General features: G+C 71.0%; 22 protein-coding genes and 1 other RNA gene. 17 read left to right on the forward strand and 6 right to left on the reverse strand.

Translation table 11 applies throughout. The features are described 5' to 3' along the window. Nucleotides 1-119 precede the first annotated feature (119 nt). A complete protein-coding gene (locus ACLJWH_RS05950; RefSeq protein WP_411140517.1) occupies nt 120-1,520 on the reverse strand; it encodes a hypothetical protein in 1,401 nt (466 codons plus the stop codon). A 266-nt stretch (nt 1,521-1,786) separates the two neighbouring features. Here ACLJWH_RS05950 and ACLJWH_RS05955 point away from each other — a divergent pair, with 266 nt between their 5' ends. From ACLJWH_RS05955 to ACLJWH_RS05970, 4 genes are all read left to right on the forward strand, one after another. After that, complete coding sequence (locus ACLJWH_RS05955; RefSeq protein WP_411140518.1) at nt 1,787-2,818, forward strand: ABC transporter substrate-binding protein; 1,032 nt, start codon at nt 1,787-1,789, stop codon at nt 2,816-2,818. Nucleotides 2,819-2,929: 111 nt separating this feature from the next. Further along, on the forward strand, nt 2,930-3,814 hold the full coding sequence (locus ACLJWH_RS05960; RefSeq protein ID WP_411140519.1) for a Nif3-like dinuclear metal center hexameric protein: 885 nt from the start codon (nt 2,930-2,932) through the stop codon (nt 3,812-3,814). Further along, nucleotides 3,811-4,554, forward strand: a complete 744-nt coding sequence (locus ACLJWH_RS05965; protein ID WP_411140878.1) for a zinc ribbon domain-containing protein — start codon at nt 3,811-3,813, stop codon at nt 4,552-4,554. Before ACLJWH_RS05960 ends, ACLJWH_RS05965 begins: the two co-directional genes overlap by 4 nt. A 3-nt stretch (nt 4,555-4,557) precedes the next feature. Beyond that, nucleotides 4,558-5,751, forward strand: coding sequence for a bifunctional RNase H/acid phosphatase (locus ACLJWH_RS05970; protein ID WP_411140520.1), 1,194 nt, complete (start codon nt 4,558-4,560; stop codon nt 5,749-5,751). A gap of 168 nt (nt 5,752-5,919) precedes the next feature. Here ACLJWH_RS05970 and ACLJWH_RS05975 read toward each other — a convergent pair whose 3' ends face one another. Further along, nucleotides 5,920-6,600: a bifunctional 4-hydroxy-2-oxoglutarate aldolase/2-dehydro-3-deoxy-phosphogluconate aldolase gene (locus tag ACLJWH_RS05975; RefSeq protein WP_411140521.1), complete on the reverse strand. Its 681-nt coding sequence runs from the start codon at nt 6,598-6,600 to the stop codon at nt 5,920-5,922. A 158-nt stretch (nt 6,601-6,758) separates the two neighbouring features. Next, entirely contained in the window at nt 6,759-7,556 is a 798-nt protein-coding gene (gene yaaA, locus ACLJWH_RS05980) for a peroxide stress protein YaaA (RefSeq protein ID WP_411140522.1), read from the reverse strand. A gap of 255 nt (nt 7,557-7,811) precedes the next feature. Here yaaA and ACLJWH_RS05985 point away from each other — a divergent pair, with 255 nt between their 5' ends. Next, nucleotides 7,812-9,296, forward strand: coding sequence for an RNB domain-containing ribonuclease (locus ACLJWH_RS05985; protein WP_411140523.1), 1,485 nt, complete (start codon nt 7,812-7,814; stop codon nt 9,294-9,296). Between the two features lie 296 nt (nt 9,297-9,592). Here the strand turns inward: ACLJWH_RS05985 and ACLJWH_RS05990 are convergent, their stop codons facing one another. Together ACLJWH_RS05990 and ACLJWH_RS05995 are read right to left on the reverse strand one after the other, a co-directional pair. Continuing rightward, nucleotides 9,593-10,291: a hypothetical protein gene (locus ACLJWH_RS05990; RefSeq protein WP_411140524.1), complete on the reverse strand. Its 699-nt coding sequence runs from the start codon at nt 10,289-10,291 to the stop codon at nt 9,593-9,595. A gap of 20 nt (nt 10,292-10,311) precedes the next feature. After that, nucleotides 10,312-11,223 (reverse strand): MerR family transcriptional regulator, encoded by a 912-nt coding sequence (locus ACLJWH_RS05995; RefSeq protein ID WP_411140525.1) that lies wholly within the window; start codon nt 11,221-11,223, stop codon nt 10,312-10,314. A 165-nt stretch (nt 11,224-11,388) separates the two neighbouring features. Here ACLJWH_RS05995 and rnpB point away from each other — a divergent pair. The 8 genes from rnpB to ACLJWH_RS06035 all read left to right on the forward strand — a co-directional run bounded on the left by rnpB (nt 11,389) and on the right by ACLJWH_RS06035 (nt 19,004). Continuing rightward, an RNA gene (gene rnpB, locus ACLJWH_RS06000) (RNase P RNA component class A) lies at nt 11,389-11,801 on the forward strand. A 305-nt stretch (nt 11,802-12,106) separates the two neighbouring features. Next, entirely contained in the window at nt 12,107-13,483 is a 1,377-nt protein-coding gene (locus ACLJWH_RS06005; RefSeq protein WP_411140526.1) for an AMP-binding protein, read from the forward strand. Nucleotide 13,484: 1 nt separating this feature from the next. Then, nucleotides 13,485-14,117 carry a TetR/AcrR family transcriptional regulator gene (locus ACLJWH_RS06010; RefSeq protein WP_411140527.1) on the forward strand — a complete coding sequence of 211 codons (633 nt, stop codon included), beginning with the start codon at nt 13,485-13,487 and terminating at the stop codon, nt 14,115-14,117. A gap of 257 nt (nt 14,118-14,374) precedes the next feature. Further along, a complete protein-coding gene (locus ACLJWH_RS06015) occupies nt 14,375-14,767 on the forward strand; it encodes a hypothetical protein (RefSeq protein WP_411140528.1) in 393 nt (130 codons plus the stop codon). Nucleotides 14,768-14,876: 109 nt separating this feature from the next. After that, on the forward strand, nt 14,877-16,073 hold the full coding sequence (locus ACLJWH_RS06020; RefSeq protein ID WP_411140879.1) for an acyl-CoA dehydrogenase family protein: 1,197 nt from the start codon (nt 14,877-14,879) through the stop codon (nt 16,071-16,073). Further along, entirely contained in the window at nt 16,073-16,996 is a 924-nt protein-coding gene (locus ACLJWH_RS06025; RefSeq protein ID WP_411140529.1) for a hypothetical protein, read from the forward strand. The genes ACLJWH_RS06020 and ACLJWH_RS06025 overlap by 1 nt, the downstream gene beginning before the upstream one ends. Further along, nucleotides 16,997-17,929, forward strand: a complete 933-nt coding sequence (locus ACLJWH_RS06030; RefSeq protein ID WP_411140530.1) for a HesA/MoeB/ThiF family protein — start codon at nt 16,997-16,999, stop codon at nt 17,927-17,929. A gap of 43 nt (nt 17,930-17,972) precedes the next feature. Continuing rightward, nucleotides 17,973-19,004 (forward strand): TauD/TfdA family dioxygenase, encoded by a 1,032-nt coding sequence (locus ACLJWH_RS06035; RefSeq protein WP_411140531.1) that lies wholly within the window; start codon nt 17,973-17,975, stop codon nt 19,002-19,004. Between the two features lie 48 nt (nt 19,005-19,052). Here ACLJWH_RS06035 and ACLJWH_RS06040 read toward each other — a convergent pair whose 3' ends face one another. Continuing rightward, a complete protein-coding gene (locus ACLJWH_RS06040; protein WP_411140532.1) occupies nt 19,053-19,517 on the reverse strand; it encodes a MarR family winged helix-turn-helix transcriptional regulator in 465 nt (154 codons plus the stop codon). A 101-nt stretch (nt 19,518-19,618) separates the two neighbouring features. On the opposite strand from ACLJWH_RS06040, the gene ACLJWH_RS06045 reads away from it, so the two are divergent. The 4 genes from ACLJWH_RS06045 to ACLJWH_RS06060 all read left to right on the forward strand — a co-directional run bounded on the left by ACLJWH_RS06045 (nt 19,619) and on the right by ACLJWH_RS06060 (nt 24,900). After that, nucleotides 19,619-21,109: an MFS transporter gene (locus tag ACLJWH_RS06045; RefSeq protein WP_411140533.1), complete on the forward strand. Its 1,491-nt coding sequence runs from the start codon at nt 19,619-19,621 to the stop codon at nt 21,107-21,109. Nucleotides 21,110-21,528: 419 nt separating this feature from the next. Continuing rightward, nucleotides 21,529-22,620, forward strand: a complete 1,092-nt coding sequence (locus ACLJWH_RS06050) for a thiamine pyrophosphate-dependent dehydrogenase E1 component subunit alpha (RefSeq protein WP_411140534.1) — start codon at nt 21,529-21,531, stop codon at nt 22,618-22,620. Then, a complete protein-coding gene (locus tag ACLJWH_RS06055; RefSeq protein WP_411140535.1) occupies nt 22,617-23,648 on the forward strand; it encodes an alpha-ketoacid dehydrogenase subunit beta in 1,032 nt (343 codons plus the stop codon). Before ACLJWH_RS06050 ends, ACLJWH_RS06055 begins: the two co-directional genes overlap by 4 nt. Further along, nucleotides 23,632-24,900, forward strand: a complete 1,269-nt coding sequence (locus ACLJWH_RS06060; RefSeq protein WP_411140536.1) for a dihydrolipoamide acetyltransferase family protein — start codon at nt 23,632-23,634, stop codon at nt 24,898-24,900. Before ACLJWH_RS06055 ends, ACLJWH_RS06060 begins: the two co-directional genes overlap by 17 nt. Nucleotides 24,901-24,920: the final 20 nt, after the last annotated feature.

A 24,920-nucleotide genomic window follows, 5' to 3' on the forward strand; every position in this document is an offset into this window, starting at 1 on the left:
CTCCGTCAGATCGCTTACAGCTGTACGCGTCGGGACCTCCGCGGCAACACCGTCGGCGGCCGGGTCAACCGGCTGCGTAGCCCCCGCCCCGATTTTAGAACGGGGCGGCAATTCGCGCGCTACCGGGCCTCCCTGGTCGCCAGCGGTGCCTGTTGCAGTGGTACCGGCCTGCACATCTGGGGATGCGTGGGGGCGTGCCGAGGTTGCCTCGCCGGTCCTTCCGCCGGTTCGGACGGCGCATATGCCGCGCCGGCGTACGCCGTGGTCGGAGCGGTTTCGCCGTACGGGCCGCGAGAGAGGAGTGGCATGTCGTCGATGCGTCTGATGTCACCGAGGCGGCGGGCGTCGTCGGCGACGGGGATGTCGCCCCCGCCGGGCGAGCGGACGAGGATCCGCCGACCGGTCCGCGGCGCCCCGTCCGGAACGCCGCCGAGGACGCAGTCGGGAATGCCGCCCGCGATGCCGCCCGGAACGCACCCCGGGGCGCCGCCCGGAACGCCGTCCGCGTCCGGTGACGGAACGGCCGGTACCGCGACCCCGCACGGCACCGCATGCGTCGAGTACGGCAGCAGCAGCGCGCCGTCCGCCGTCCACAGCCCGGCACCGGCCAGCCAGCCGTCCGGCGCCGGAAGCTGCCGCAACTGCCGTTCCACGGGCCGCCATACGCCCAGCCAGGTACCGCCCGGTGCGTCGATCCGGAACGCCACCGCGCAGCTCTCCGGCGTCAGCGCCTGCCCCGGCTGGACGGCGAACGGCGTGAGCACGGCCCCGCCCGGCCGCAGGCACTCGGGGAAGCGCACCGGCCGGCAACTGCCGAGCACGCCCCACCCCAGCCGGTCGTACCCCGGGGCGTTGGACCGCACGATCAGCAGGCCGCTGTCCGGATCGGCGAGCAGCAGCCGGTCGTCGCTCTCCTCGGTGATCTGGAGCAGCTCGCTGGCCTCGCCGCCCCGCTCCAGGTCGACGACCACGGTCTTCGTCCGGCCGGCCAACTCCCGGTCCAGCGCCAGCAGCCGGCCGTGCCGGTCCAGCCAGGCGCCGCCGGTACACCGCCCCGGTACCTCGGCGACCGGCTCGGGCCCCCGCGCCCCGCCGGCCACCAGCCACACCGTGGTGGAGTACGGGCCGGGCGCCAGCGCGTGGCCGAGCAGCCCGCCCGGGGCGGGCGGCAGCAGGGTCAGTTCGGGCGCCGCCACGGCACCGAGCGGGAGTTCGCCGGTCCCCGGGCCCGCCGGGTAGAGCAGCGAAAAGGCGAAGCGGCCCGCGATCCGGCGCCGGATCAGCACCCGGCCGTCCGCGAGCGGCAGCAGTTCGCTGTCCGGCTCCTCCGGCTGGTGGCCGGGCAGCGGTACGGCGTACGGCTCCGGGCCGCTCAGCGTCCAGCGCTCCGGGAACCGGCTCCCGGCGGCGTCGGCGTGCCGGGCGAGCCGGGCGGCGTACGAGCCGTCGGCGGCGATCGTCAGCGCCGCGCGGTGCGGGCTGCCGAGGGCCGGAATGTCCTCACTGGCGCAGATCGTCATCGAATGGGCACCTCCAGTCGGGAACCGAAGCTAGTTTTTGCGGTTCCGGACGATCGGCGATGGTTGCCCTGCTTCACGCATAAGGATGGTGGTTGTCCGATTCACCTGCGCCGGGCGGAGCGGCTGTGCTTCTCGCTCGTGCCGGACGGGGCGGCTGTGCTCCGGATTTCAACAGTGCGTAAGGTTAGGCGGGCCTAAGTTCGTTCTGTGCTGTCCGGGCCGTCCCCTGCGGTCCTCTCGGCAGCCGATCTCCCCTGGAGTGCGTGATGTCCCTTCGCCGCCGCGGTGCCGCCGCCATCGCCCTCGCCGCCGCCGGCGCCCTGTCGCTCGCGGCCTGTGGCTCGTCCGACTCGGGCGGCGGCAAGAGCGACAACGGCGCCGGCTCGAAGTCCGTCGCCCAGGGCGGCAAGGACTTCGGCTCGGCGGCCGAGCAGACCGCGAAGATGGGCACCGACGCCAAGCCCGGCGAGTTCCCGCGCACCATCAAGCAGGCGATGGGCACCACCACGCTCAAGACCGCGCCCAAGCGCGTCATCGTCCTGGACGTCGGCGAACTCGACAACGTCGTCTCGCTCGGCATCAAGCCGGTCGGCTACGCCCCCACGGAGGGCGACGCGGCCCTCCCGTCCTACCTCAAGAAGGACGCCGGCGACCCCCAGAGCGTCGGCACCATCAACGGCCTCAACCTGGAGGCCATCAACAAGCTCAAGCCCGACCTGATCCTGGGCAGCAAGCTGCGCGCCGAGAAGCAGTACGCACAGCTCAGCAAGATCGCCCCGACCGTCTTCTCCATCCGCCCCGGCTTCACCTGGAAGCAGAACTACCTGCTCAACGCCGCCGCCCTGGACAAGACCGCCGAGGCGAAGGCGAACCTGGCCGCCTACGAGGCCAAGGCCAGGAAGCTCGGCGAGGACATCGGCACCGAGAAGCCGACCATCACGATGCTGCGCTACATGCCGCAGTTCACCCGGCTCTACGCCCAGCAGTCGTTCATCGGCACCATCCTCAAGGACACCGGCCTGCCGCGGCCCAAGAACCAGCAGGTCGACGACCTCGCCACCGAGGTCAGCCCGGAGAACATCAACCAGGCCGACGCGGACTGGATCTTCACCGGCGTCTACGGCGACCCCAAGTCCACCAAGCGTGACACCGCCGAGAACAACCCGCTGTGGAAGAACCTCAAGGCGGTCAAGGAAGGCCACGCCAAGAACGTCAAGGACGAGACCTGGTACCTGGGCCTGGGCGTCACCGCCGCCAACAGCGTCCTGGACGACCTGCGCGGCTTCCTCGTCAAGTAGCGCCTGCCGGGCCGCGGCCCCCGGTCCGGCCCCGCGGTACGGCCACCGCGGCCGTCGCCCCGCGGACCGCGGCTCGTCGTACGGGCACGGGCGGGAGGTAACCTTCCACCCGTGCCCGCACTGTCTGAAGTCCTCGCCGCGCTCGACGCCCTCTGGCCCCCCGAGCGGGCCGAACAGTGGGACGCCGTCGGCCCGGTCTGCGGAGACCCCGACGCCGAGGTCGGCCGCGTGCTGTTCGCCGTCGACCCGGTCCAGGAGATCGCCGACGAGGCCGTCACACTCGGCGCCGACCTCCTCGTCACCCACCACCCGCTCTATCTGCGCGGGACGACGACGGTCGCGGCCAGCACCTTCAAGGGCCGGGTCGTGCACACCCTCATCAAGCACGACATCGCGCTGCACGTCGCGCACACCAACGCCGACACCGCCGACCCCGGTGTCTCGGACGCCCTGGCCGGCGCCCTGGACCTGCGCATCGTCGGCCCGCTGGTGCCCGACCCGAGCGACCCGGCGGGCCGCCGGGGCCTCGGCCGGATCTGCGAGCTCGCCCACCCGATGACCCTGGCCGACTTCACGGCGTACGCCGCCGCGCGGCTGCCCGCCACCGCCCAGGGCGTCCGGGCGGCCGGCGACCCGGACCGTGAGATCCGTACCGTCGCCGTCTCCGGCGGCTCGGGCGACAGCCTCTTCGCCGACGTACGGGCGGCCGGTGTGGACGCCTTCCTCACCGCCGACCTGCGCCACCACCCGGCCTCCGAGGCCACCCAGCACACCCAGGACCCCCGGCACGGCCCGCCGGCGCTGCTCGACGCGGCGCACTGGGCCACCGAATGGCCGTGGTGCGAACAAGCCGCGGCCCAGCTCGACGCGGTCTCCGACCGGCACGGCTGGGGACTGCGCACGCATGTCTCCCGTACGGTCACCGACCCCTGGACCGCCCACGCGGCGTCCGCCCCCCGCACCACCCCGACGAATACAACAGGAGCCCCAAGCTGAACGCCGCGCCCGCCGACCAGATCCGTCTCCTTGAGGTCCAGGCCCTGGACGTCCGCCTCACGCAGCTCGCGCACAAGCGCAAGAACCTCCCCGAGCACGCCGAGATCAGCGCCCTGGAGGCCGACCTCACCCAGCAGCGCGACCTCCTGGTCGCCGCGCAGACCGAGGAGAGCGACACCGCCCGCGAGCAGACCAAGGCGGAGCAGGACGTGGACCAGGTGCGCCAGCGCGCCGCCCGCGACCAGAAGCGCCTGGACTCCGGCGCCGTCACCTCGCCCAAGGACCTGGAGAGCCTCCAGCGCGAACTGGCCTCGCTGGCCAAGCGCCAGGGCGACCTGGAGGACGTCGTCCTGGAGGTCATGGAGCGCCGCGAGTCCGCCCAGGAGCGGGTCGCCGAGCTGACCGGCCGGGCCGACTCCCTCCAGGCCAAGGTCGACGACGCGGTCGCGCGCCGGGACGCCGCCTGCGCCGGGCTCGACGCGGAGGCCGCCACGGCCGCCAAGGAGCGCGAGCTGACCGCCGCCGACATCCCGGCCGACCTCCTGGCGCTCTACGACAAGATCCGGAACAAGGAGGGCGGCGTCGGCGCGGCCCGCCTCTACCAGCGCCGCTGCGAGGGCTGCCGGCTGGAGCTGGACATCACCGGGATCAACGAAGTGCGGACGGCCGCCGCCGACACCGTCGTACGGTGCGAGAACTGCCACCGCATCCTGGTCCGTACGCCGGACTCGGGTCTGTAGGCAATGGCACGGACGTTCATCGTCGAAGCGGACGGCGGCTCCCGGGGCAACCCGGGGCCGGCCGGCTACGGCGCGGTCGTCCTCGACCCGGCGACCGGTGAGGCGCTGGCCGAGGCCGCCGAGTTCATCGGCACCGCGACCAACAACGTCGCCGAGTACAAGGGACTGCTGGCCGGACTGCGGGCCGCGCACGCCCTGGACCCGCAGGCGCGCATCCACGTGCGGATGGACTCCAAGCTCGTCGTCGAGCAGATGTCGGGCCGCTGGAAGATCAAGCACCCGGACATGCGGCCGCTGGCCGCCGAGGCCAAGACGGTCTTCCCGGCCGCTCAGGTCACCTACGAGTGGATCCCCCGGGAGCAGAACAAGCACGCCGACCGGCTCGCCAACGAGGCGATGGACGCCGGACGGATCGGCAAGCAGTGGGAGCCGCGCGACTCCCGGGCCGCGCTCGCCACCGGTTCCGCGCGCAGCACCGCGGCGCGCGCCGCCGACGAGGCGGCCGAGGCGGCCCCGTCGGCGGCCGCGGCACCGCGCACCCCGGTGGCCGGCTGGGGCGCCCCCGCGGACCTGGGCACGCCTGCGACCTTCGTCCTGCTGCGGCACGGCGAGACCGCGCTGACCCCGGAGAAGCGCTTCTCCGGCAGCGGCGGCGGCGACCCCGAACTCTCCGCCGCGGGCCGCCGGCAGGCCACGGCGGCCGCCGCCGCACTGGCCGCCCGCGGCACCGTCCAGGCCGTCGTCAGCTCACCGTTGCGGCGCTGCCGGGAGACCGCCGACACGGTGGCGGCCCGGCTCGGCCTGGAGGTCCGTATCGAGGACGGGCTGCGCGAGACGGACTTCGGGGCCTGGGAGGGACTGACCTTCGCGGAGGTCCGCGAGCGCCACCCCGACGACCTGACCGCCTGGCTCGGCTCCACCAAGGCGGCGCCCACCGGGGGCGGCGAGTCCTTCGCGACGGTCGCCCGCCGGGTCGCGGTCGCCCGCGACAAGCTCATCGCGCGCTATACGGGCAAGACCGTGCTGCTGGTCACCCATGTGACGCCGATCAAGACGCTGGTCCGGCTGGCGCTCGGTGCGCCGCCCGAGTCGCTGTTCCGGATGGAGCTCTCGGCGGCGTCCCTGTCGGCGGTCGCCTATTACGCCGACGGCAACGCGTCACTGCGGCTGCTGAACGACACCTCGCACCTGCGCTGACGCGGTGCCCGGCGCGGACGGTTCGCGCGGGCGGCCGGACGGCTGACGCGAACGCCGACGGGCCCGGCACCTCGACCGAGGTACCGGGCCCGTCGGCATACGCGGGCGGTGCGGCGCGGGCCGCCACCGGGGCGACGGCCGCGCGAGGGCACTCCGGGGTGTGCCGTCTCAGCGCCCCAACGCGGCGGCCTCACGGGCGAGTTCGCGCACCCGGCCCCAGTCCTTCGCGGCCAGCGCGTCGGCCGGCAGCATCCAGGTGCCGCCGACGCAGCCGACGTTGGGCAGCGCGAGGTACGCGGGCGCGGAGGCCAGGCCGATACCGCCGGTCGGGCAGAACCGGACCTGCGGCAGCGGCGCGGCCAGCGACTTCAGATACGCCGTCCCGCCGGCCGCCTCGGCCGGGAAGAACTTCATCTCGGTGATGCCCTCGTCGAGCAGCGTCACCACCTCCGACGCCGTCGAGACGCCGGGCAGGAACGGCACACCGGAGTCCCGCATCGCGCCGAGCAGCCGCGGCGACCACCCCGGGCTCACCAGGAACCGGGAACCGGCCGTGCGGGCCGCGTCGACCTGTTCGGGGGTGAGCAGGGTGCCCGCGCCGATCACCGCGTCCGGGACCTCGTCGGCGATGGCCCGGATCGCGTCCAGCGCGGCGGGCGTACGCAGGGTCACCTCGATGGCGGGCAGCCCGCCCGCGACGAGCGCGCGGGCGAGCGGGACGGCGTCGGCGGCGTCGTGCAGGACGACGACCGGGATGACGGGGGCGAGCCCGAGGACCGAAGGGGCGGCGGCGGGCGCTGAGGCGGCGGTGGGCACGGGGGAGGATGCGGCGCTAGTCACGCCGCCCATAGTGCTCCCACCGCCCCATTCTCCGCAACGAGCGTTGCGCATGTTGCAATCTCGACGGAGGTGTCACCCGCGATGTCACGTGGCGGCCGCGTCACTTGCGCCGTCACGTGGCGGCCGCGTCACCTGCGCCGTCACATGGCGGCCGCGCCGTACCTGCCCTACAGCTCCGTCACGATCACATCGAGCGCCCACGCCTTGCCGCCCTTCGCCGGGGCCTGCGCCTCCACCGCGTACCCCAGCCCGCGCAGCGCGTCCACCAGCTCCGCGGGACCGGCCGGTGCGAGCCCCGCCGTCAGCAGGTCCCGGACCAGCCGGCCCTTGGTCGCCTTGTTGAAGTGACTGACCACCGACCGCTTCTCGACCCCGGCCACGGTCTTCGACTGGAGCACCCGCACCGTCGCGGTCCGATCGGCGACCTCGCCCTTGGGCTTCCACGCCGTCGCGTACGCCGCCGAGCGCAGGTCGAGCACCAGCGAGTCGCCCGCCGCCGCGGGCAGCACCTCGGCCATCGGCGCCCGCCAGTACGCGCCCAGCGCTCCGAGCCCCGGCAGCTTCACGCCCATCGAACAGCGATAGGACGGAATCCGGTCGCCGATCCGTACGGCGCCCCACAGCCCCGAGAACACCAGCAGCGACCGCTCCGCCAGCTTGCGCGCCGGCGCGTCCAGCGTCGCGAGCCCGAGGGCGTCGTAGAGCACCCCCGTGTAGATCTCGCCGGCCGGACGCGCCCCGGCGGTGCGCAGCCCCGCGTTCTTGGCGATCTCCCCCTTCAGGCCCTCGCTGAGCCCCAGCACGTCCTGGGCCTTGGTCTCGTCCGCCGCGCACAGGCCGACCAGCTCCGCCAGCACCTCCGCCCGCGCCGGAGCCAGCCCCGGCAGCGACAGCGCCTCCACCGACAGCGGCGCACCGGCCCCTCCCGCGGCCTTCCCTTCGGACGGCGGCAACAGCACGAGCACGGTGATCTCCTTCGCGGCGGTACGGGCGGCGGGACGCGGCCCCGGAAAAGCCTAGGGCCTGCGGGGGGCGGCCCGAGCACCCACCGGGCGGCCACGGCACCGTGACGGGCACGGCACCGTGACGGGCACGGCACCGTGACGGGGGCACGGGCGGACACGGGCGGTACGGGCACGAACGGTACGGAGACGGGCACGGCGCACCGCCCCGGACCGTACGCCGCGCCGGGAGCGCCCGGCCGCCATACGCTCGGTTTCATGCCCCGTCGCCATATGCATGTGACCGATGCAGCCGAGGCCCCGCTGCGTGCCGCGCTGCGTGAGCTGCGCGGACAGCTGGAGATCCCGGAGCACTTCCCGCTGACGGCGCAGGCCGAGGCGGAGAGCGCCGCACGCGCCCCGCGCATCCCCGCCCCCGGCGGCAACGTGGTGACCGAGCACAGCCTGGAGGACGCCACCGACCTCCCCCTCTTCACCATCGACCCGCCCGGCTCCCTCGACCTCGACCAGGCGATGTTCCTGTCCCGGCGCCGTGGCGGCGGCTTCCGCGTCCACTACGCCATCGCCGATATCGCCTCCTTCGTGACACCGGGCGGCGCCCTGGACGCCGAGGCGCACCACCGTGTGACCACCCTCTACTTCCCCGACGAGCGGGTTCCGCTGCATCCGCACGCCCTGGGCGAGGGCGCCGCCAGCCTGCTGCCCGACCAGGACCGCCCGGCCGTCCTGTGGGAACTCGACCTGGACGCGCACGGCGCGCTGACCGCCGCCTCCGTCCGCCGCGCACTGGTCCGCTCCCGCGCCCGGCTCCACTACGCCGGCGTCCAGCACGTCATCGACGACCGGACGGCCGAGGAACCGCTCGCCCTGCTCCGCGACATCGGGCTGCTCCGCGAGGAACGCGAGATCGCCCGGGGCGCGATCTCCCTCCACGTCCCCGAGCAGGAAATCGTCGAGCACGACGGCCGCTACACCCTCGAATACCGCGCCCCGCTCCCCGCCGACGGCTGGAACGCCCAGATCTCCCTGCTCACCGGCATGGCCGCCGCCGACCTGATGCTCACCTCCGGCACCGGCATCCTGCGTACGCTGCCCACCGCCCCGGACGGCTCGGTCGCCCGGCTGCGGCTGACCGCCCGCGCCCTCGGCGTCGACTGGCCCCACCACACCTCGTACGCCGCCCTCATCCGCACCCTCGACCCGCGCCGCGCCACCCACGCCGCCTTCCTCCAGGAATGCACCACCCTGCTGCGCGGCGCCGGCTACACCGTCTTCGACGGCACCGCCCCGGCCGCCGCCCACGCCCTGCACGCCGCCGTCGCCGCCCCGTACGCGCACACCACCGCGCCGCTGCGGCGGCTCGTCGACCGCTACACGTCCGAACTGTGCCTGGCCGCCTCCGCCGGTACGGACCCGCCCGACTGGGTCCGAGGTGCGCTGCCCACCCTCCCCCAGGAGATGCAGACCGGCACCCACCGCGCCAACCAGGTCGAGCGGGCCTGCGTCGATCTCGTCGAGGCGGCCCTGCTGCGCGACCGGGTCGGCGAGATCTTCGAGGCACTGGTCGTGGAGATCCAGGAACAGAACCCCACCCAGGGCACCGTCCACCTGTACGAACCGGCTGTCATCGGCCATATCGAGACCACCCCCGACGGCCCCGGGCTCCCCCTCGGCCACCGCATCCGGGTCCGCCTCACCACCGCCGAACCGGGCCACGAACCGGTCCGGTTCACACCTGTGTAGGGGGTGTGGGGGCTACGGGGCCGGTGTGGAGCAGGTACGGGGCTGACGGGCCGGGACCGGACCTGGCCGGTTAAACCGGGACGGGACCTGGCCGGTTAAAGGGGAGGGGGAGGAGAACGACGTGGGAGCTGGGACGGGCCGGGCTCCGCTCGCGGGTCCGCTCATGCACCGTCCGCATACGTCCCGTCCACTCGCGTCCCGACCGCATGCGCCCTGTCCGCTCATGCCGCGTCCTATGCCCCGTCCGCTGGCGCCCGGCCGGGCTTCCGCAACCGGCCGGCTCACGTCCGGCCGGCTCACGTCCGGTCGGCCCGCGTCCTGCCCTCGTCCAGCGCCGCCACCGCCGTGCGCACGGCCGCGACCATGCCCCGCGCGTCATCGGCATGGAACCGCACCGTATGCACCGCCGGCCGCTGCCCCGACAGCCGTACGGCCGCGACCGGTTCGCGCAGCTCAACGGTCACCGACGTCTGCCCGCCCACCGCGAACGCCAGCACCTCCGACGACCCGCGCCTTTCCCGTACCTCCCCCGTCACCTCGCTCCCGCTCCTCCCCCCGCTCTTGCTCTCGCTCCCCGCCGGTGCGGACCGCAGGTCGTAGCGGACGGAGACGATCCGCTCCAGCGGTATCCGTATCTCCATCCGGGCGGCATCGCGCAGCCACAGCACCTCGCTCCCCAGGACATGCGGCCGGGTGACGGCCGCGGCCTGCATCCCCAGCATCATCAGCAGCACATAGACATCGAGGACCAGCATCACCCCGTGTGCCACCGGATGGCCCCTGAGCAGCACGGCGAGCCCGACCGTCTCGACCGCGCACACGAACGTCAGCCCGTACACCAGCGCCGCCTGGGCCGCCGCGTACCCGAAGGCCCGGTCACCCGCCGCCACCCCGATCCGCCGCCGTGCCACCCACCATCCCAGGCTCACCAGCCACCGCGCCTCATGCCCGCCCAGCCGCCGTACCCGCTCCACGACACCCGGTGGTGTCCCCACGCCCACTCCCACCCCGCCACTCACAGCTCCCTCGCCCCCTTCTCCGTGCTCCCCTGACTCCCCCCGCTCTCCTCCCTCTCCTCCCCTTCCTCCTTCTCCCGCTCCCTCTCCACGATCAGTCGGATCGCCCGCCGTACCGCCGCCGTCTGTGCCGGTGCGAGATCCGCGAAGACCGCCTCCGCGACCCCCGCCGCGCCGCCCCCGTCGTCGCACGCCGTCCCGCCCGGCCACTCCCGCTCCATGGCGCTCTCCATTTCCCCCGCGCCCTCGGCCACCAGGCGCTGCGGCAGGCAGTCCGCCAGTGCCCGCGCCACCTCGGCCACCCGTGGATCCCCCGGCGCCACGTCCGCCAGCCCGTCGAACAGCGCGTACACCTCGTACGCGCGCTCCATGGCGCCCGGCCCCGCAATCGCCTCCCGCACCGTCGCCAGCAGCCGCTCCCACTCCCCGGGGCCCGTGGTGGTCTCCAGCAGCGCCAGTGCCTCGCGCTCCTTCGCGGCCATCGCGGGTTCCGGCCCCGGCAGCGTGGCCGAGGCGCGCGCCATCTCCGCGAACAGCTCGGCCAGCTGCTCCGACACGGGCCCCTCGTCCGGCAGCCCGCCGTGCTCGTCCGCCTGCCGCAACAGCGCCCCCAGCCGCACCCGGCGGGCCCGGATCGCCTCCTCCTGCCGCGCCAGGTCCGCGTCCAGCTCGACGAGCACGTCCCGCAGCTCCCGCCCGGCGTCGTGGGCCAGGACGTCCCGGACCTCCTCCAGGCAGAGCCCCAGCTCCGTCAGCCGCCGCACCCGCGCGAGCGCCGCCGCGTCCCGTATGCCGTACTCCCGGTAGCCATTGGCCCGCCGCGCCGGCTCCGGCAGCAGCCCCAGGTGGTGGTAGTGGCGCACGGTACGGGTGCTGACCCCGACCAGCGCCGCGAGTTCTCCGATCCTCATGGGGCCAGTAGAAACGTTGACGCAACGACAAGGTCAAGGCTCGGGGCGCGGCCCGGGACCCGGGCCGGGGCCGCGTTCCGGGCCGCGCCCCCGGCCTGCGCGGATGCCTGTCCGCCCGTCGGTCCCCGCCCCCGTCCGTACAGGTAGCATGGTCGGCACGGCGGACGAGCCGGCCGGGCGGCCGCGTGGGGATCTTGCGATCCTCCCGAGGAACGTCCGGGCTCCACAGGGCAGGGTGGTGGGTAACGCCCACCCGGGGTGACCCGCGGGACAGTGCCACAGAAAACAGACCGCCGGGACCGCAAGGTCTCGGTAAGGGTGAAACGGTGGTGTAAGAGACCACCAGCCTCCGAGGTGACTCGGAGGGCTAGGTAAACCCCACCCGGAGCAAGGTCAAGAGGGGCCGCCATCCCGAAAGGGACGACGGCCCTGCGCGGACGATCGAGGGCTGCCCGCCCGAGTCCGCGGGTAGACCGCACGAGGCTGCCGGCAACGACAGCCCTAGATGGATGGCCGCCTCCCCTCGGCCCGCGAGGACCGGGGGAGACAGAACCCGGCGTACAGGCCGGTCTCGTCCGCCACCACCGCTCTGGCTCTGTTCAGAGCGGTGATCCAGCCCGCCGTGCACCCACGAGGACGGATCCGGGTCGCATCGGTGCGCGGCTGTGCCACGGGTTGGCTCGCCGTCGCGTCGCGATGGTTTTCCGCGAAGACGGTCGTGCTGTCCGGGGCGAGCGGGGGCAGTCGGGGCAAGCCGGCGCGAGGCGCTGAATTGAGCAGCCGGTGCGGCAACCGCTGCGTACGCTCGGCCCTCCCGTACCGATAGCGGCCGACCTGTGAGCCGGCCCCCTGGAACCGCCGTGCGGGGTCGAGGAGGGGCTGGATGACGAGCGGAGCACTGCCCGGGAGCGGCCCGGCGGGGACGCCGGACGCCGAGGACCGTATCGAGCATGCGTCCCGGGACGAGATCGAGGCACTGCAACTGGACCGACTGCGCGGCACACTGAACCACGCTTACACCCGTGTTCCGCACTACCGCTCCGTATTCGATGCGGCGGGTGTTCACCCTTCGATGGTGCGTGAGCTCGCGGACCTGGCCAGGATCCCGTTCACGAGCAAGGAGGACCTCCGGTCGAACTACCCCTTCGGCATGCTGGCCGTGCCACGGCGGGAGGTCGTGCGATTACATGCCTCCTCCGGTACGTCGGGGCGTCCCACCGTCGTCGGCTACAACCGTGCGGACATCTCCAACTGGTCCGCCGTCATGGCACGTTCACTGCGGGCGGGTGGTGTGCGACCTGGCCACACAGTGCATATCGCCTGTGCGTACGGGTTGTTCACCGGCGGGCTGGGGGCGCACTACGGTGCGGAACAGCTCGGATGCACGGTGGTTCCGGCCTCGGGGGGAATGACCGAGCGACAGGTGCAGCTGATCGAGGACTTTCGCCCGGACGCTGTCGTGGTGACGCCCTCCTATCTGCTGGTGCTTGCCGACGCGATGAAGGCCAGGGGGACGGACCCCGCGGCTTCCTCTCTCCGGTACGGGCTCCTGGGTGCGGAACCGTGGACCGAGAGCATGCGTACCGAGATCGAGAGCACCTTCGGCATGGACGCCACCGACCTCTACGGCCTCTCGGAGGTGATGGGGCCCGGCGTCGCCTGTGAATGTGTGGAGGCCAAGGACGGTCTGGTGCTCTGGGAGGACCACTTCCTGCCGGAGATAGTCGACCCGGTCGACGGGACTCCGCTGCCGGACGGACAGTTCGGTGAGTTGGTCCTGACGACACTGACCAGACAGGCGATGCCGGTGGTCCGGTACCGCACCCGGGATCTCACCCGGCTGCTGCCCGGCACCTCGCGGTCCATGCGACGCATCGAGAAGATCGCCGGGCGCAGCGACGACATGATCACAGTGCGGGGCGTCAACACCTTCCCGTCCCAGTTCGAGGAGCAGATTCTGCGGGTCCGCGGACTCGCTCCGCACTATCAGTGTGAGGTGAACAGGACCGACAGACTGGACGAGGTGGTCCTGAGGGTCGAGGCCGTGGACGGGGCGGCCGGAGCGGGGGAGCCGGCGGGGGAGCTGCGGCGACGGGTCAAGGAGTCGATCGGCATCTCGGTGGAGGTCGAGATCCTTCCGCCGGGCAGCCTGGGGCGTTCCTCGGGGAAGGCCGCCCGCGTAGTGGATCGTCGACCTGCCGTTGCCGCGTCCGGCGGCGCCTCGGCGCTGGTGGCAGGTCGCCCGACGGCTGAGCGCTGACGTGCGGCCGGCCCCCGGAACGGGAATCCGGACCACGGGGAACCGACCCGCCGCCTATACCGTCGAGACGCTTCTCGCCGTCTCGGTCGAGGTGTTCAATGAGCGCGGTTACGACGGGACGACGATGGATGATGTCGCCCGCGCGGCGGGTATCTCCAAGTCGTCCCTCTACCACCATGTGCGCGGCAAGGAAGAACTGCTGGAACGCGCGGTCGGGCGGGCCCTCGAAGAGCTTTTCCGGGTCTTCGACGACCCGCGGGCCCAGCACGGCAGGGCGGTGCACAGGCTGGAGTATGTGGCGCACCGCGTGGTCCGGATGCTGATCAGCGAACTCCCCTATGTGACCCTGCTGTTGAGGGTGCGAGGAAACACCCGTACCGAACGGAGGGCACTCGCCCGCCGACGGGAGTTCGATCGTCGAGTCTCGGATCTCCTGGAAGAAGCCGTGGCGGACGGTGACCTGAGCGAGGCCGTCGATTCGCGACTCGCCACCCGGCTCCTCTTCGGGATGATCAACTCAGTGGTGGACTGGTATCGCCCGCACACCGCCTCGGCCGGTCCGGCAGCCGTCTCCGGCGCAGACCTCGCTGACGCGGTCGTTCAGCTCGCTTTCCAAGGTCTGCGCAACACCTGACACGTCACCTGACACGTCTCTCGCCGGCGCACCATCGCGCGGCCTCAAAAGGCCGCGGGACGGTGCGCTCCGTTGTGTGCGCGAAATTCCGGGACTAGCCAAAAATGAGCATGTGGTGCGTGGCATGAGCCGCATGGCGTGTTCTCTTCTGTGCTCAGATTTGAGCGCTTCAGGGATGCCGTCGCATGGCACAGTGCATACCGACCGACTATTTGGTCGGCGCTCGATCGAGTTTCATCTCAGACACCAGGAGAGAGATGTCGGTATTCGAGTCGGAGCAGGCAGCGGCCGCAGCGCTGGGAAGGCTGGCCGCCGACCTCTGGGAACTGGAGAGTGTCCGGGCCGGCCTGCGGGACAGTGGCCTTGTCGTGTTGTTCCGGTACGCAAAGCCCGACTGCCTCGTATCCCTGGCGGCCGACGGAGTGGTGATCGGAAAAGAGCCCGAACGCCCCGCCACCCACACGTTGAGGCTGACCAGCAGCACAGCGCATGCGCTATGGCTGGGGAGGATCCCGGTGGCGAGTGCGCTCACCGGAGGCAAGGTGACCATCTTCGGAAAGATGGCCGCGGTGCCCGATCTGATGAACATTCTCGGCCCGTCATTCGAGCTGTACCCGAAGATTGCGGCTGAACTGAAAATCGACGAGTGACAGCCGCTGAAGAATCACGGACGAGCGGTCCCGGCCGCTTCGGAAATGCCCGCACTCCTGTCCATCACAACCCGGAACGAGGAAAACTGTGACGACGTTCGCACCTTCGGTGGAACCGGCCTTCGGCACACTCCCGTCGGAAGTCGAAGAATATCGGAAGAAGGTCCGTGACTTCGCTCAGCACGTCATTCTTCCCCGCGCTGTGAAGAATGACCAGGCGGCGCACGACGAGATGGACTGGGACCTGGTGCAGCAGGGCCATGACCTGGGCCTGATGCGTATGGGCATACCGGTCCAGTTCGGTGGCCTCGGGCTGGGAACGCTCGGGGCGGCTGTGGTCATGGAGGAGCTGGCAGCCGCGGACCCGGGCGCCGCGCTCATCTTCGGCGGCAGCGGCCTCGCGCAGGCCCCGATCCTGTACTCCGGTGACCCGCACCTTCAGGCGCGATACCTCCCGTTGTTCACCGGTGACAAGCCGGTCCTCGCCTGCAACGCGGTCACCGAGGAACTGGTCGGCACGGACCTGATCGTTCCGGACAACGCCATTCACGCACAGGCGATGACCACGGCCCGCCGGGAAGGCGACCATTACCTCCTGAACGGCCGGAAGCGGTTCATCACCAACGCTCCGGTGGCCACCTTCGCCTCGGTGCCGGCCAACATGGCGGGCCACCCTGGCGCCACCGGCCTCACCTACTTCATCGTCGACCTGGACCAGCCCGGGGTCACCAGGGGACCGGTCGCGGACAAGATGGGATACCGGACAGCCCTGGGCGGCGAGTTGGTCTTCGAGGACGCCGTCGTGCCCGCGGAGAACGTCATCGGCGGCGAGCTCGGCGGCTGGAACCTCAATCTCGCCCAGAGCAACATGTGCCGGGTCACCTGCGCCGCCATCGCCACCGGCATCGCCCGCCACGCGTTGCAGAAGGCGATCACATGGAGCGGTGAGCGCGTCCAAGGCGGAAAGCTGCTCTACAAGCACCAGTTCACTGCGGGCAAGCTCGCGAAGATGACCGCGAGCGTCGACGCCGCGCGGCTGCTGTACCTCCACGCCGCGAACAAGGCCGACAACCAAATGCCCGCTCCTGAGTACGAGCCCGCCGTGGCGAAGCTGGTTGCGGACCGCACCGCGATCGACGTCGCGGACGCCGCGGCCTCGCTGATCGGGGCCCGCGGATTCGTCCGGGACTACGGCATGGAGAAGGTGCTGCGGGACGCGTACGGGCCCCGCATCTACGAAGGCACGCCGGAAGCCCTGTCGATCCTGATCACCGAGGGTCTGTACCGGGTCGAGGACGTGGACTGATGCCCACCGCCGCGGAGGCCGGGCCACGGGCGGACCCCACGGAACTCCGGTTCGCCGAGGAGATCGTCAGGCTGAACGGCCGGCAGAGTTTCGCGGGGCTGCCGGGCGCTGTCGACGGACGGCCTCTCTACGTGAGCGAGTCACGGGACCGCGACCTGCTCACCCTCGCGGTGCGGGAGTCCCAACTGCCACGGCGGTACGTCCTGGGCATCCATGGCTTCCGCCTCGCACAGTTCCTGAGCCGCGGCTGGGTGTGCCCGACCCTCCTGTACCGGGCGGCAGCCTTCCATGAGCCACTGCGCCCGCCGCACCCTGTCGACGACGTGCACATCCTCGGGCTGAGCACGACGACGGGGAAAATTCTGGGCTACACCTTTCTGGCCGGGTCGCTGGACGCGGAGCCGCTGCCCCTGGACAGCCCGGCGCGCTCCCGGCTGACGGTGGAGCAGGACCACGGCCTGGACCTCTTGGGCCGCTGGGCGGCCCCGTCGTGGACCACGCACCACGTCTACGAGGCGAAGCGCCAGTTGCGCGCTGCGGACATGCCACGTGGGGTGCTCGCTACCCGGGTCCCCTGGCACATCATGGCGGGCATGGGCCGCTCGCTGCTCGCTCTTGGCGGCGCCGACGGCAAGGTGCTGGTGGCAGGTGATGCGAAGGAAGGAGGTTCCTTTCAGCACCTGATGCTGATGGGCCTCGCTGTCGACATCGTGCACGGTCCGCCGCCGCGGGTGCCCAGGACGGACCTGCTGTGGCCGCTGTTCGACACCGACGTACACGCCAAGCCGTTCCTGGCACGGCTGCCCACGACGTTCGCCGACGACATGACAGCCATCGAGGGATTCCTCGCCGATGCGGACGACAACCAGTCCATCCGCGCGCTCATGCAGGAGCGCGCGGCCAGCAGGGAGGCGCAACGCTAGATGACGGAGCTGAGAACAGGGCCGGAGCCCATCGCACCGCCGACTCCGACGGACTTCTATACCGAGCTGACCTGTCGCAACGCCGGCGTGGTCAGTGAGGCCCAGCAGGAAGTGCTGCGCACGGCGGTCGTGCTGATCGCCGGGTGCGGCTCGATCGGCGGCGCCGCGGTGGTGCCGCTGGTGCGGATGGGCGTACAGCATTTCCTGCTCGCGGACTCGGGCGAGTACGAGCTGAACAACCTGAACCGGCAGCACGCCACCGTCCGGGACATCGGGCGCAACAAGGCGGACGTCGCCGCGGAACGCATCCTGGAGATCAATCCGCAGGCCGAGGTACGCGTCTTCACCGAGGGCGTGACAGCCGCCAATGCGGCTGAGCTCGCCAGGAGCTGCCAGATCATCGTCGACGGCGTGGATGTCACGACGATGTCCGGTGTGCAGGCGAAGTTCCAGTTGCACAAGAGAGCGGCCGCGCTGCAACTGCCGCTGGTGACCGGTTGGGACATGGCCGGCGCACTGTACGCCCAGCATTTCGACTACCGGAAGATCGACAAGCCGTTCAAGGGTGTCATCACCGAAGGAGACCTGGACCGGCTGAGTACCTGGGAACTCATCTTCCGCATGGTCCCCATGCGGAGGATACCGACCGAGATGCTCGCCGAACTCAGCCCGAATCTGGAGAGCCGCACCTACAGCGTGCCTCAAGTCGCCTACGCGGCACTCCTGTTCGGGGCCATCTCCTCGCACATGGTGGCGAAGCTGCTGGCCGGAGAAGAAGTGCGGAGCGAAGTGGTACTTGACGTACACAGGGCGGTGCGCCCCGCGGCGACTCACTCGTCCCTGCTGCTGCACCGCCCCAGGGAGGTGCGCCGCATGGTGCAGGCACTCGCACTGCACCGGCTGAGGCGATTGCTGGGAAAGAAACCGACCTGAACCGAGGAAGGGAGAGACTGTTATGGGGTCTCTTCAGGCAAAAGTGAATGAAAGGGACGCAGGAAAGGGGGCGTCACGACTGGAGTACCGCTCGATCCCTCCGGAGGTCACCGTCGAGCTGGCGCCGCACGAGCGGGAAGCCTTCGTGCGGGAGGCCGGCCGGATCGGTGCCGCACACCGGCGGAGCTCCTTGGACGATCCCCGGCTCCTGGCCTCGGTCGAGATAGCGGCGCGAAGCCTGCCCGCCCCGTTGCTGACGCGCCTCGTCACGTTCCGTACGCACAGCGGATCAGGGGCGATCCTGATCAGGGGCCTGCCGGTGGACACGCCCCTGCCGGACACACCCGTGGGCTCGCCCTCGGCCCCCTCCTGGCCCGCACTGGCGATCAGCACCCTCACGCAGCTGAGCGTGATGAGCTTCCTGGGTGACGCCATCTCCTATGCGGATGAGAAGGGCGGGGGGCTGGTCCAGGACGTCTGCCCTGCCCCGGGCGCGGAGGCTCGTCAGGAGAACACCGGCAGCCAACTGCTCGAACTGCACACGGAGGACGGCTTTCATCCGTTCAAGCCGGACTTCCTCAGCCTGTACTGCCTGCGCGGCGACCACGAGCAGGTGGCCGGCACGGTCGCCGCCTCGATCCGCAGTGTTCTCGGCCATCTGCCGGACCGGTGCCGCCGGCTGCTGAGCCAGCCGCTGTTCCGCATCCGGTACAGCAGCTCTTTCGTCGGTGACGGCCCGGCACGCTATACACCCGCCATCGCCGCGCTGACCGGGCCACCGGACGATCCCGATCTGTGTGTCGACTTCCATGCGATGGAAGGCATCACAGCGGAGAGCGGGCAGGCGCTGGAGCTTCTCCACACGGCCATGAAGGCCGAGCTCACAGGAGTGGTACTGGCGCCGGGGGACATGATCATCGTCGACAACCGGATCGCGGTGCACGGGCGAACCGGTTTCCGGCCCAGGTACGACGGCCGGGACCGCTGGCTGCGGAGATGCTTCGCAGTGACCGACCTGCGTCCGTCCCGGGTCCTGCGCAGTCACGGAACCCGGGTCTGCGCCTCGATCCTGTGACTCCGCCGCGGTGTCCGTCCGGCTCGCGGCCGTCCCCCTGAGGGGCGTTCAGTCGGCGGAGACCGCAGTGGTACCGGCTGTCGGTTCGAGTGTGCGCAGGACCGTTCCGATGACGCGCAGCGCATCGCGCTGTTCGGCGGCCAGCCGGTCGAGCAGGGCTCGGCGCAGAATCTCTTCGCTCGTCCGGCGGGCCCGCTCGTACGCCTCACGGCCGACCGGAGTGATCTGGACCTGCGTACCCCGGGCATCGGTGGGCGCCGAGGCGCGCGTGGCCAGACCACGGTTCTCCAGGGAATGCACGATCCGGGAGACCCGTGGCTGGCTGAGGGTGACCTTCGCCGTCAGCTCCGAGACGCGGATGCCATGTGGCTGGGCGGCGAGTTGCGTGAGCACTTCGAACCAGCTGATGCACAGCTCATGGCGCTGCCTGAGCGTGCTGTCGAGCTGCTCTGACACATGGTGGTAGGCCAGCGACAGTCCGGCCCAGGCGTCCAGATCGGAGGAGTTCGGCATCGGGCCATCCTAACTCAGCTTGACCATGCGTGCGCATGAATCTACCGTGCTGTTCACCATAGTGACCTGCGCACCAACTGGCTTGGAAGGGACGGCACTTGATGGCTGAACCAACGGACGGATTACCGGAGACGGCAGCCGCTGAGAGCTATCCGCGGCGCTGGCTGATCCTCGCCGTGGTGGGAGCGGCACAGTTCATCGTGCTCTTGGATTCGACCATCGTGAACGTCGCGTTACCCTCCATCCAGCGTGACCTCGATGCCTCCACGAGCAGTCTCCAGTGGGTGATGAACGCCTACATCCTGCTGTTCGGCAGCCTGCTTCTGCTGGGTGGCCGAGCCGCGGACATCCTGGGCCGACGGCGGGCCTTCATGGTGGGGCTGATCGTCTTCACACTTGCCTCGGCCGCCTGCGGTCTGGCCAACTCGGCCGGTGTCCTCGTGGGCGAGCGGGCACTGCAAGGCATCGGCGCCGCGCCGCTGTCGGCCGCCGCCCTGTCGATCGTGGTGTCGGTGTTCCGGGAGCCGAAAGAGCGGGGGGTCGCCCTGACGGTCTGGAGTGGCCTCGGGGTGATCGGCGGCACCATCGGCGTCGTCGCCGGCGGCGCCATGGTGGGCTGGGCGGACTGGCGATGGGCGTTCTGGCTGAACGTTCCCATCGGGATCCTCACCCTTGTCGCCGCGCTGAAGTTCGTGCCGCCGCTGCGGCCCGGAACCGGTGGCACCCGCCCCCGCTTCGACCTGCCGGGGGCCGTACTCGCCGTCGCTGCACTGCTGTTGCTGACCTACGGGCTGATCGGGGCGGCCGACCGTGGCTGGACCTCGATGGTCACCCTGGGCTCGATCACCGGGGCGATCGTGATCTTCGCGATTTTCGCGGTGGTGCAGCTGCGCACCACCGATGCGCTGATGCCGCTGCGCCTGCTGGCAATCGGCAGGTTCACCGTCAGCGGCGTCGGGCTGCTGCTTGCCTCGGGACTCATGATCACTGTTTTCTACATGATCAGCGTCTACGAGCAGGAGGTACTCGGCTACAGCCCGATGGCAGCCGGTCTCGGGATGCTCGGCATGGGCGTGACGTCGACGCTGATGGCCTTCGCCATTCCGGCGGTCCTCAAGGTACTCGGGCTGGAGCGCACCTATCTGCTGGGCACCGTGCTGCTCTTGGCCGGATCGCTGCTTCTCGTGGACCTGCCCACCAGCGGTTCGTACTTCACCGTCCTGCTGCCGGGGACGGCAGTCATCGGATTCGGTCTGCCCGCCTGCTTCGTCTCACTCACCACCATGGGTGTGACGCAGGTCCAGGAGTCCGAGTCGGGACTGGCTTCGGGCTTCCTCAACACCCTCCTCCAGGTGGGAGCCGCACTGGGCATGGCCACGGTCGTGACCTTGGCCGCCGCGCATACCAAGTCGCAGGTGGCCGACGGCCAAGGTCTACGCGAGGCGATGGCCGCCGGATACGGCCGGGGCTTCATGGCGCTGGCCGGGGTGGCGGCCGTGAGTCTCCTGATCGCCCTGGGCTTTGTCGTCAGGGCGAGGAAGGGGGCCGGCGCCAAGTCGGCCGCGGGCGAGGGGGTGCCGGTGGACGCCTGAGCGCCACGGCGATCAGGCGGGAAACGCCGTGCAAGGGGCCTTGGTGGGTTTCGCCACCAAGGCCCCTTGTGTGTGGTCACGACGCGGACCGGTTCGCCGACGGGTCAGTAGATTTCGCGAAAGTAGCCAGAATTGACAACTTCTGTGGTGGTGCAGGACTCGTTTGAGCCATGCGGAAATGCTCAACTTTGAGCGTGTTGCCCACGCGGCGGCTGGCAGTCTGCTGATACGTCAGTGCCGGCCCGGGGGAACGCTTCTTCAAGATCGGATCAGACGGCTCCCCTTCCCCTGGCGCGAAGTTGTTCCGGAAACAGCGCACGGCTGCGGCAGGTGATGCCTCGGCCGACTGCGCCGAGCCCTTCGGAGAGCCCGTAATGATGCAACTCCAGACCGCCTCTCACCCACGAGAGACCGATGGCGTGACGACAGACGTGCGAGACGCGCTACTGCCCCCGGTCGAACCGCTGCGCATTCTGGGCACCGAGCAGGCCGCCGAGGCAGATCCTGCCCTCCTGGTGTCCCTGCACCGCCAGTTGGTGGTCGGCCGGCGTTTCAACGAGCAGGTGACCACGCTGACACGGCAGGGCCGAATGGCCGGATACCCGTCCAGTACGGGGCAGGAAGCCTGCCAGGTCGCCGCGGCCCGGGTGCTGCAACCGCGGGACTGGCTCTTCCCCACCTACCGCGACGCGCTCGCCGTCATGGCGCGAGGCATCGACCCGATACAGGTTCTCGGGCTCATGCGCGGCGATTGGCACAACGGCTACGACCCACGCGAGGTGCGAGTGGCTCCCCTGTGCACACCGCTGGCGACGCATCTGCCACACGCGGTGGGACTCGCCCACGCCGCCCGCCTCAGCGGAGACGAGGTGGTCGCCCTGGCGCTCACCGGCGACGGGGGGACCAGCGAGGGAGACTTCCATGAAGGGATGAACTTCGCCGCGGTCTGGCAGGCACCTGTGGTCTTCCTCGTGCAGAACAACGGTTACGCCATCTCCGTACCACTCCCCAAGCAGTCCGCCGCACCTTCGTTGGCCCACAAGGGAGTCGGCTACGGGGTGCCGTCCACACTGGTCGACGGAAATGACGTCCTCGCCGTGCACACCGCGCTCACCGCGGCGGTGGAGCGAGCCCGGCGCGGGGGAGGGCCCACGCTCGTCGAAGCGCTGACCTACCGCATCGATGCGCATACCAATGCGGACGACGCCACGCGCTACCGCCCGGATTCCGAGGTCGAGCAGTGGCGTCGACACGACCCGATCCTCCTGATGGAGCGTGAACTCCAACGGCTGGGACTGCTCGACGAGGCCGTGCGCGAAGCCGCTCGCGCCGAGGCGGACGGACTGGCAGCCCTGCTGCGGGACCAACTGGGCACCGAGCCCGACCTCGACCCGATGGACCTCTTCCGGCACGTCTTCGCCGAGCCGACCCCGCAACTCCTGGAACAGCGCGAGGTATTGGCCGCGGAGTTGTCGAGCGAGGCAAGCGCCGGCGAAGGAACACACCGATGACGAAGAGCAGTATGGGGCAGGCCCTCAACGCGGCTCTCAGAGACGCTCTCAGGGAGGACCCGAAGGTCCGCATACTGGGCGAGGACGTGGGCGCCCTCGGCGGTGTCTTCCGGGTGACCGACGGCCTGGCCGCGGAATTCGGGGGCGCGCGTTGCGCCGACACGCCGCTCGCGGAGTCGGGAATCCTGGGATCCGCTGTCGGCATGGCCATGTACGGGATGCGGCCTGTGGTGGAGATGCAGTTCGACGCATTCGCCTACCCGGCGTTCGAGCAAGTGGTCAGCCATGTGGCCCGTATGCGCAACCGCACGCGCGGGCGGCTGCCACTGCCGATCACCATTCGCATTCCCTACGGCGGAGGCATCGGCGGAGTCGAGCACCACAGCGATTCCTCCGAGGCGTACTACATGCACACGCCGGGGCTTCAGGTCGTCACTCCCGCCACGGTCGCGGACTCCTACGGTCTGCTGCGCGCGGCGATCGCCGCCGACGACCCGGTCGTCTTCCTGGAGCCCAAGCGGCTCTACTGGTCCAAGGCGGAGTGGTCGGCGGACCGGCCCGAGCAGGTGCCGCCGCACGGCAAGGCCATGGTGCGCCGCAAGGGCCGCTCCGCCACGCTGATCACCTACGGGCCTGCCCTCCCGGTGTGCCTGGAAGCCGCCGACGCGGCCCTTGCCGAGGGATGGGAACTGGAAGTCGTCGATATGCGCTCCCTGGTGCCGTTCGACGACGCCACTGCTTGCGCGTCGGCGAGGAAGACCGGACGGGTGGTCGTCGTCCATGAAGCGGCTGGATTCGCCGGAGCGGGAGCGGAGATCGCCGCTCGTGTCACCGAGCGGTGCTTCCACCAGTTGGAGGCTCCCGTACTGCGGGTGACGGGGCTGGACATCCCCTATCCGCCACCGATGCTGGAGAGCTACCACCTCCCGAGCGTGGACCGGATTCTCGATGCCGTCGAGAGATTGCAGTGGGGCGACGGCCCAGCCGCCGGCACGCGCGGAATGGGGCGTCATGCCGTCGATGCGTGAGTTCCGGCTGCCCGACCTCGGCGAGGGCCTGGTCGCGGCGGACGTGGTGAAGTGGCTGGTGAGGACCGGCGACCTGGTCGCCGTGGACCAGCCGGTCATCGAGGTGGAAACGGCCAAGGCCACGGTGGAGGTGCCGTGCCCGTACGGGGGCGTGGTGTCCGAACTGTGCGTTCCCGAAGGCGGGTCCGTCGCGGTCGGGGCGGCCCTGATCCGCGTGGCCGTCGAGGAACCCGCCGCTCCCGGACCGGCCTCCGAGACCGACGCCGAGGAAGCTTCCGGCCAGGTCCTGGTCGGCTACGGGACCTCGGGCAGGGTACGCCGCCGCCGTACCTCCAGAGCCCTTGGACCGTCGGCATCCGTGGCTGCCGCGCCGGGGGCTGCCGGGCCCGGGACGTCGCCCCCGGTGCTGTCACCCGTCGTGCGGCGGCTGGCCCGAACGCAGGACATCGACCTGACGACGCTGCGCGGCAGCGGGCCCGAGGGCCTGATCCTGCGCTCCGACGTCGAGTCGGCGATCCAGGCACGGGAGGACGAGAGCGCGCGGGCACCGGCCGGGCCGGCAGCGGAGCGGCGCACGCCCCTGCGGGGAGTGCGCGCGGCCGCGGCGGAGAAATTCAGCCGCAGCCGCCGCGAGATCCCGCACGTCACGTGCTGGGTGGATGCCGATGCCACGGCCCTGCTCGCGGCACGGGAACAACTCGCTCAGGTCCCTGGACCGCGGCTCGGTCTGCTGGCCCTGCTGGCGCGGATATCCGTTGCGGCGCTGGGCCGGTTCCCGCAGTTCAACTCCCGGGTGGATACCCGGGCGGGTGAGATCGTACGGCTGCCGGAGGTCAACCTGGGCTTCGCCGCCCAGTCGGCCCGTGGACTCGTGGTGCCCGTCGTACGCGGAGCGGACCGGATGTCCACCGGCGGACTGGCCGCCGAACTGAGCCGACTCACCGCGGCCGCCCGCGACGGGGCGCTGCGCCCCACTGACCTGACCGGCGGCACGTTCACCCTCAACAACTACGGGGTGTTCGGCGCCGATGGCGCCACCCCGATCCTTGATCACCCACAGGCCGCGATGCTGGGTGCCGGCCGTGTCACGGCCAGACCCTGGGTCCATGAGGGCGGGCTGGCGGTCCGCCAGGTCGTGCAACTGTCCTTCACCTTCGACCACCGGGTGTGCGACGGGGCGGAGGCGGGCGGCTTCCTGAGATTCGTTGCCGACTGTGTGGAATGCCCGACGCTGCTGTTGCGCCACTGCTGACGCGATCACCTCGCGCCCTC

The organism is Streptomyces sp. x-80 (assembly GCF_046549095.1).
Taxonomy (GTDB): domain Bacteria; phylum Actinomycetota; class Actinomycetes; order Streptomycetales; family Streptomycetaceae; genus Streptomyces; species Streptomyces celluloflavus.

Coding starts and splice junctions, on each gene's coding strand:
- ACLJWH_RS05975 (WP_411140521.1), bottom strand. CDS start 6,600: ATGGGCGGCGTGACTAGCGCCGCATCCTCCCCCGTGCCCACCGCCGCC.
- ACLJWH_RS06025 (WP_411140529.1), top strand. CDS start 16,073: ATGCCCACCGCCGCGGAGGCCGGGCCACGGGCGGACCCCACGGAACTC.
- ACLJWH_RS06055 (WP_411140535.1), top strand. CDS start 22,617: ATGACGAAGAGCAGTATGGGGCAGGCCCTCAACGCGGCTCTCAGAGAC.
- ACLJWH_RS06030 (WP_411140530.1), top strand. CDS start 16,997: ATGACGGAGCTGAGAACAGGGCCGGAGCCCATCGCACCGCCGACTCCG.
- ACLJWH_RS05970 (WP_411140520.1), top strand. CDS start 4,558: ATGGCACGGACGTTCATCGTCGAAGCGGACGGCGGCTCCCGGGGCAAC.
- ACLJWH_RS06015 (WP_411140528.1), top strand. CDS start 14,375: ATGTCGGTATTCGAGTCGGAGCAGGCAGCGGCCGCAGCGCTGGGAAGG.
- ACLJWH_RS05995 (WP_411140525.1), bottom strand. CDS start 11,223: ATGAGGATCGGAGAACTCGCGGCGCTGGTCGGGGTCAGCACCCGTACC.
- ACLJWH_RS06040 (WP_411140532.1), bottom strand. CDS start 19,517: ATGCCGAACTCCTCCGATCTGGACGCCTGGGCCGGACTGTCGCTGGCC.
- ACLJWH_RS06060 (WP_411140536.1), top strand. CDS start 23,632: ATGCCGTCGATGCGTGAGTTCCGGCTGCCCGACCTCGGCGAGGGCCTG.
- ACLJWH_RS06045 (WP_411140533.1), top strand. CDS start 19,619: ATGGCTGAACCAACGGACGGATTACCGGAGACGGCAGCCGCTGAGAGC.
- ACLJWH_RS05955 (WP_411140518.1), top strand. CDS start 1,787: ATGTCCCTTCGCCGCCGCGGTGCCGCCGCCATCGCCCTCGCCGCCGCC.
- ACLJWH_RS05985 (WP_411140523.1), top strand. CDS start 7,812: ATGCCCCGTCGCCATATGCATGTGACCGATGCAGCCGAGGCCCCGCTG.
- ACLJWH_RS06005 (WP_411140526.1), top strand. CDS start 12,107: ATGACGAGCGGAGCACTGCCCGGGAGCGGCCCGGCGGGGACGCCGGAC.
- ACLJWH_RS05950 (WP_411140517.1), bottom strand. CDS start 1,520: ATGACGATCTGCGCCAGTGAGGACATTCCGGCCCTCGGCAGCCCGCAC.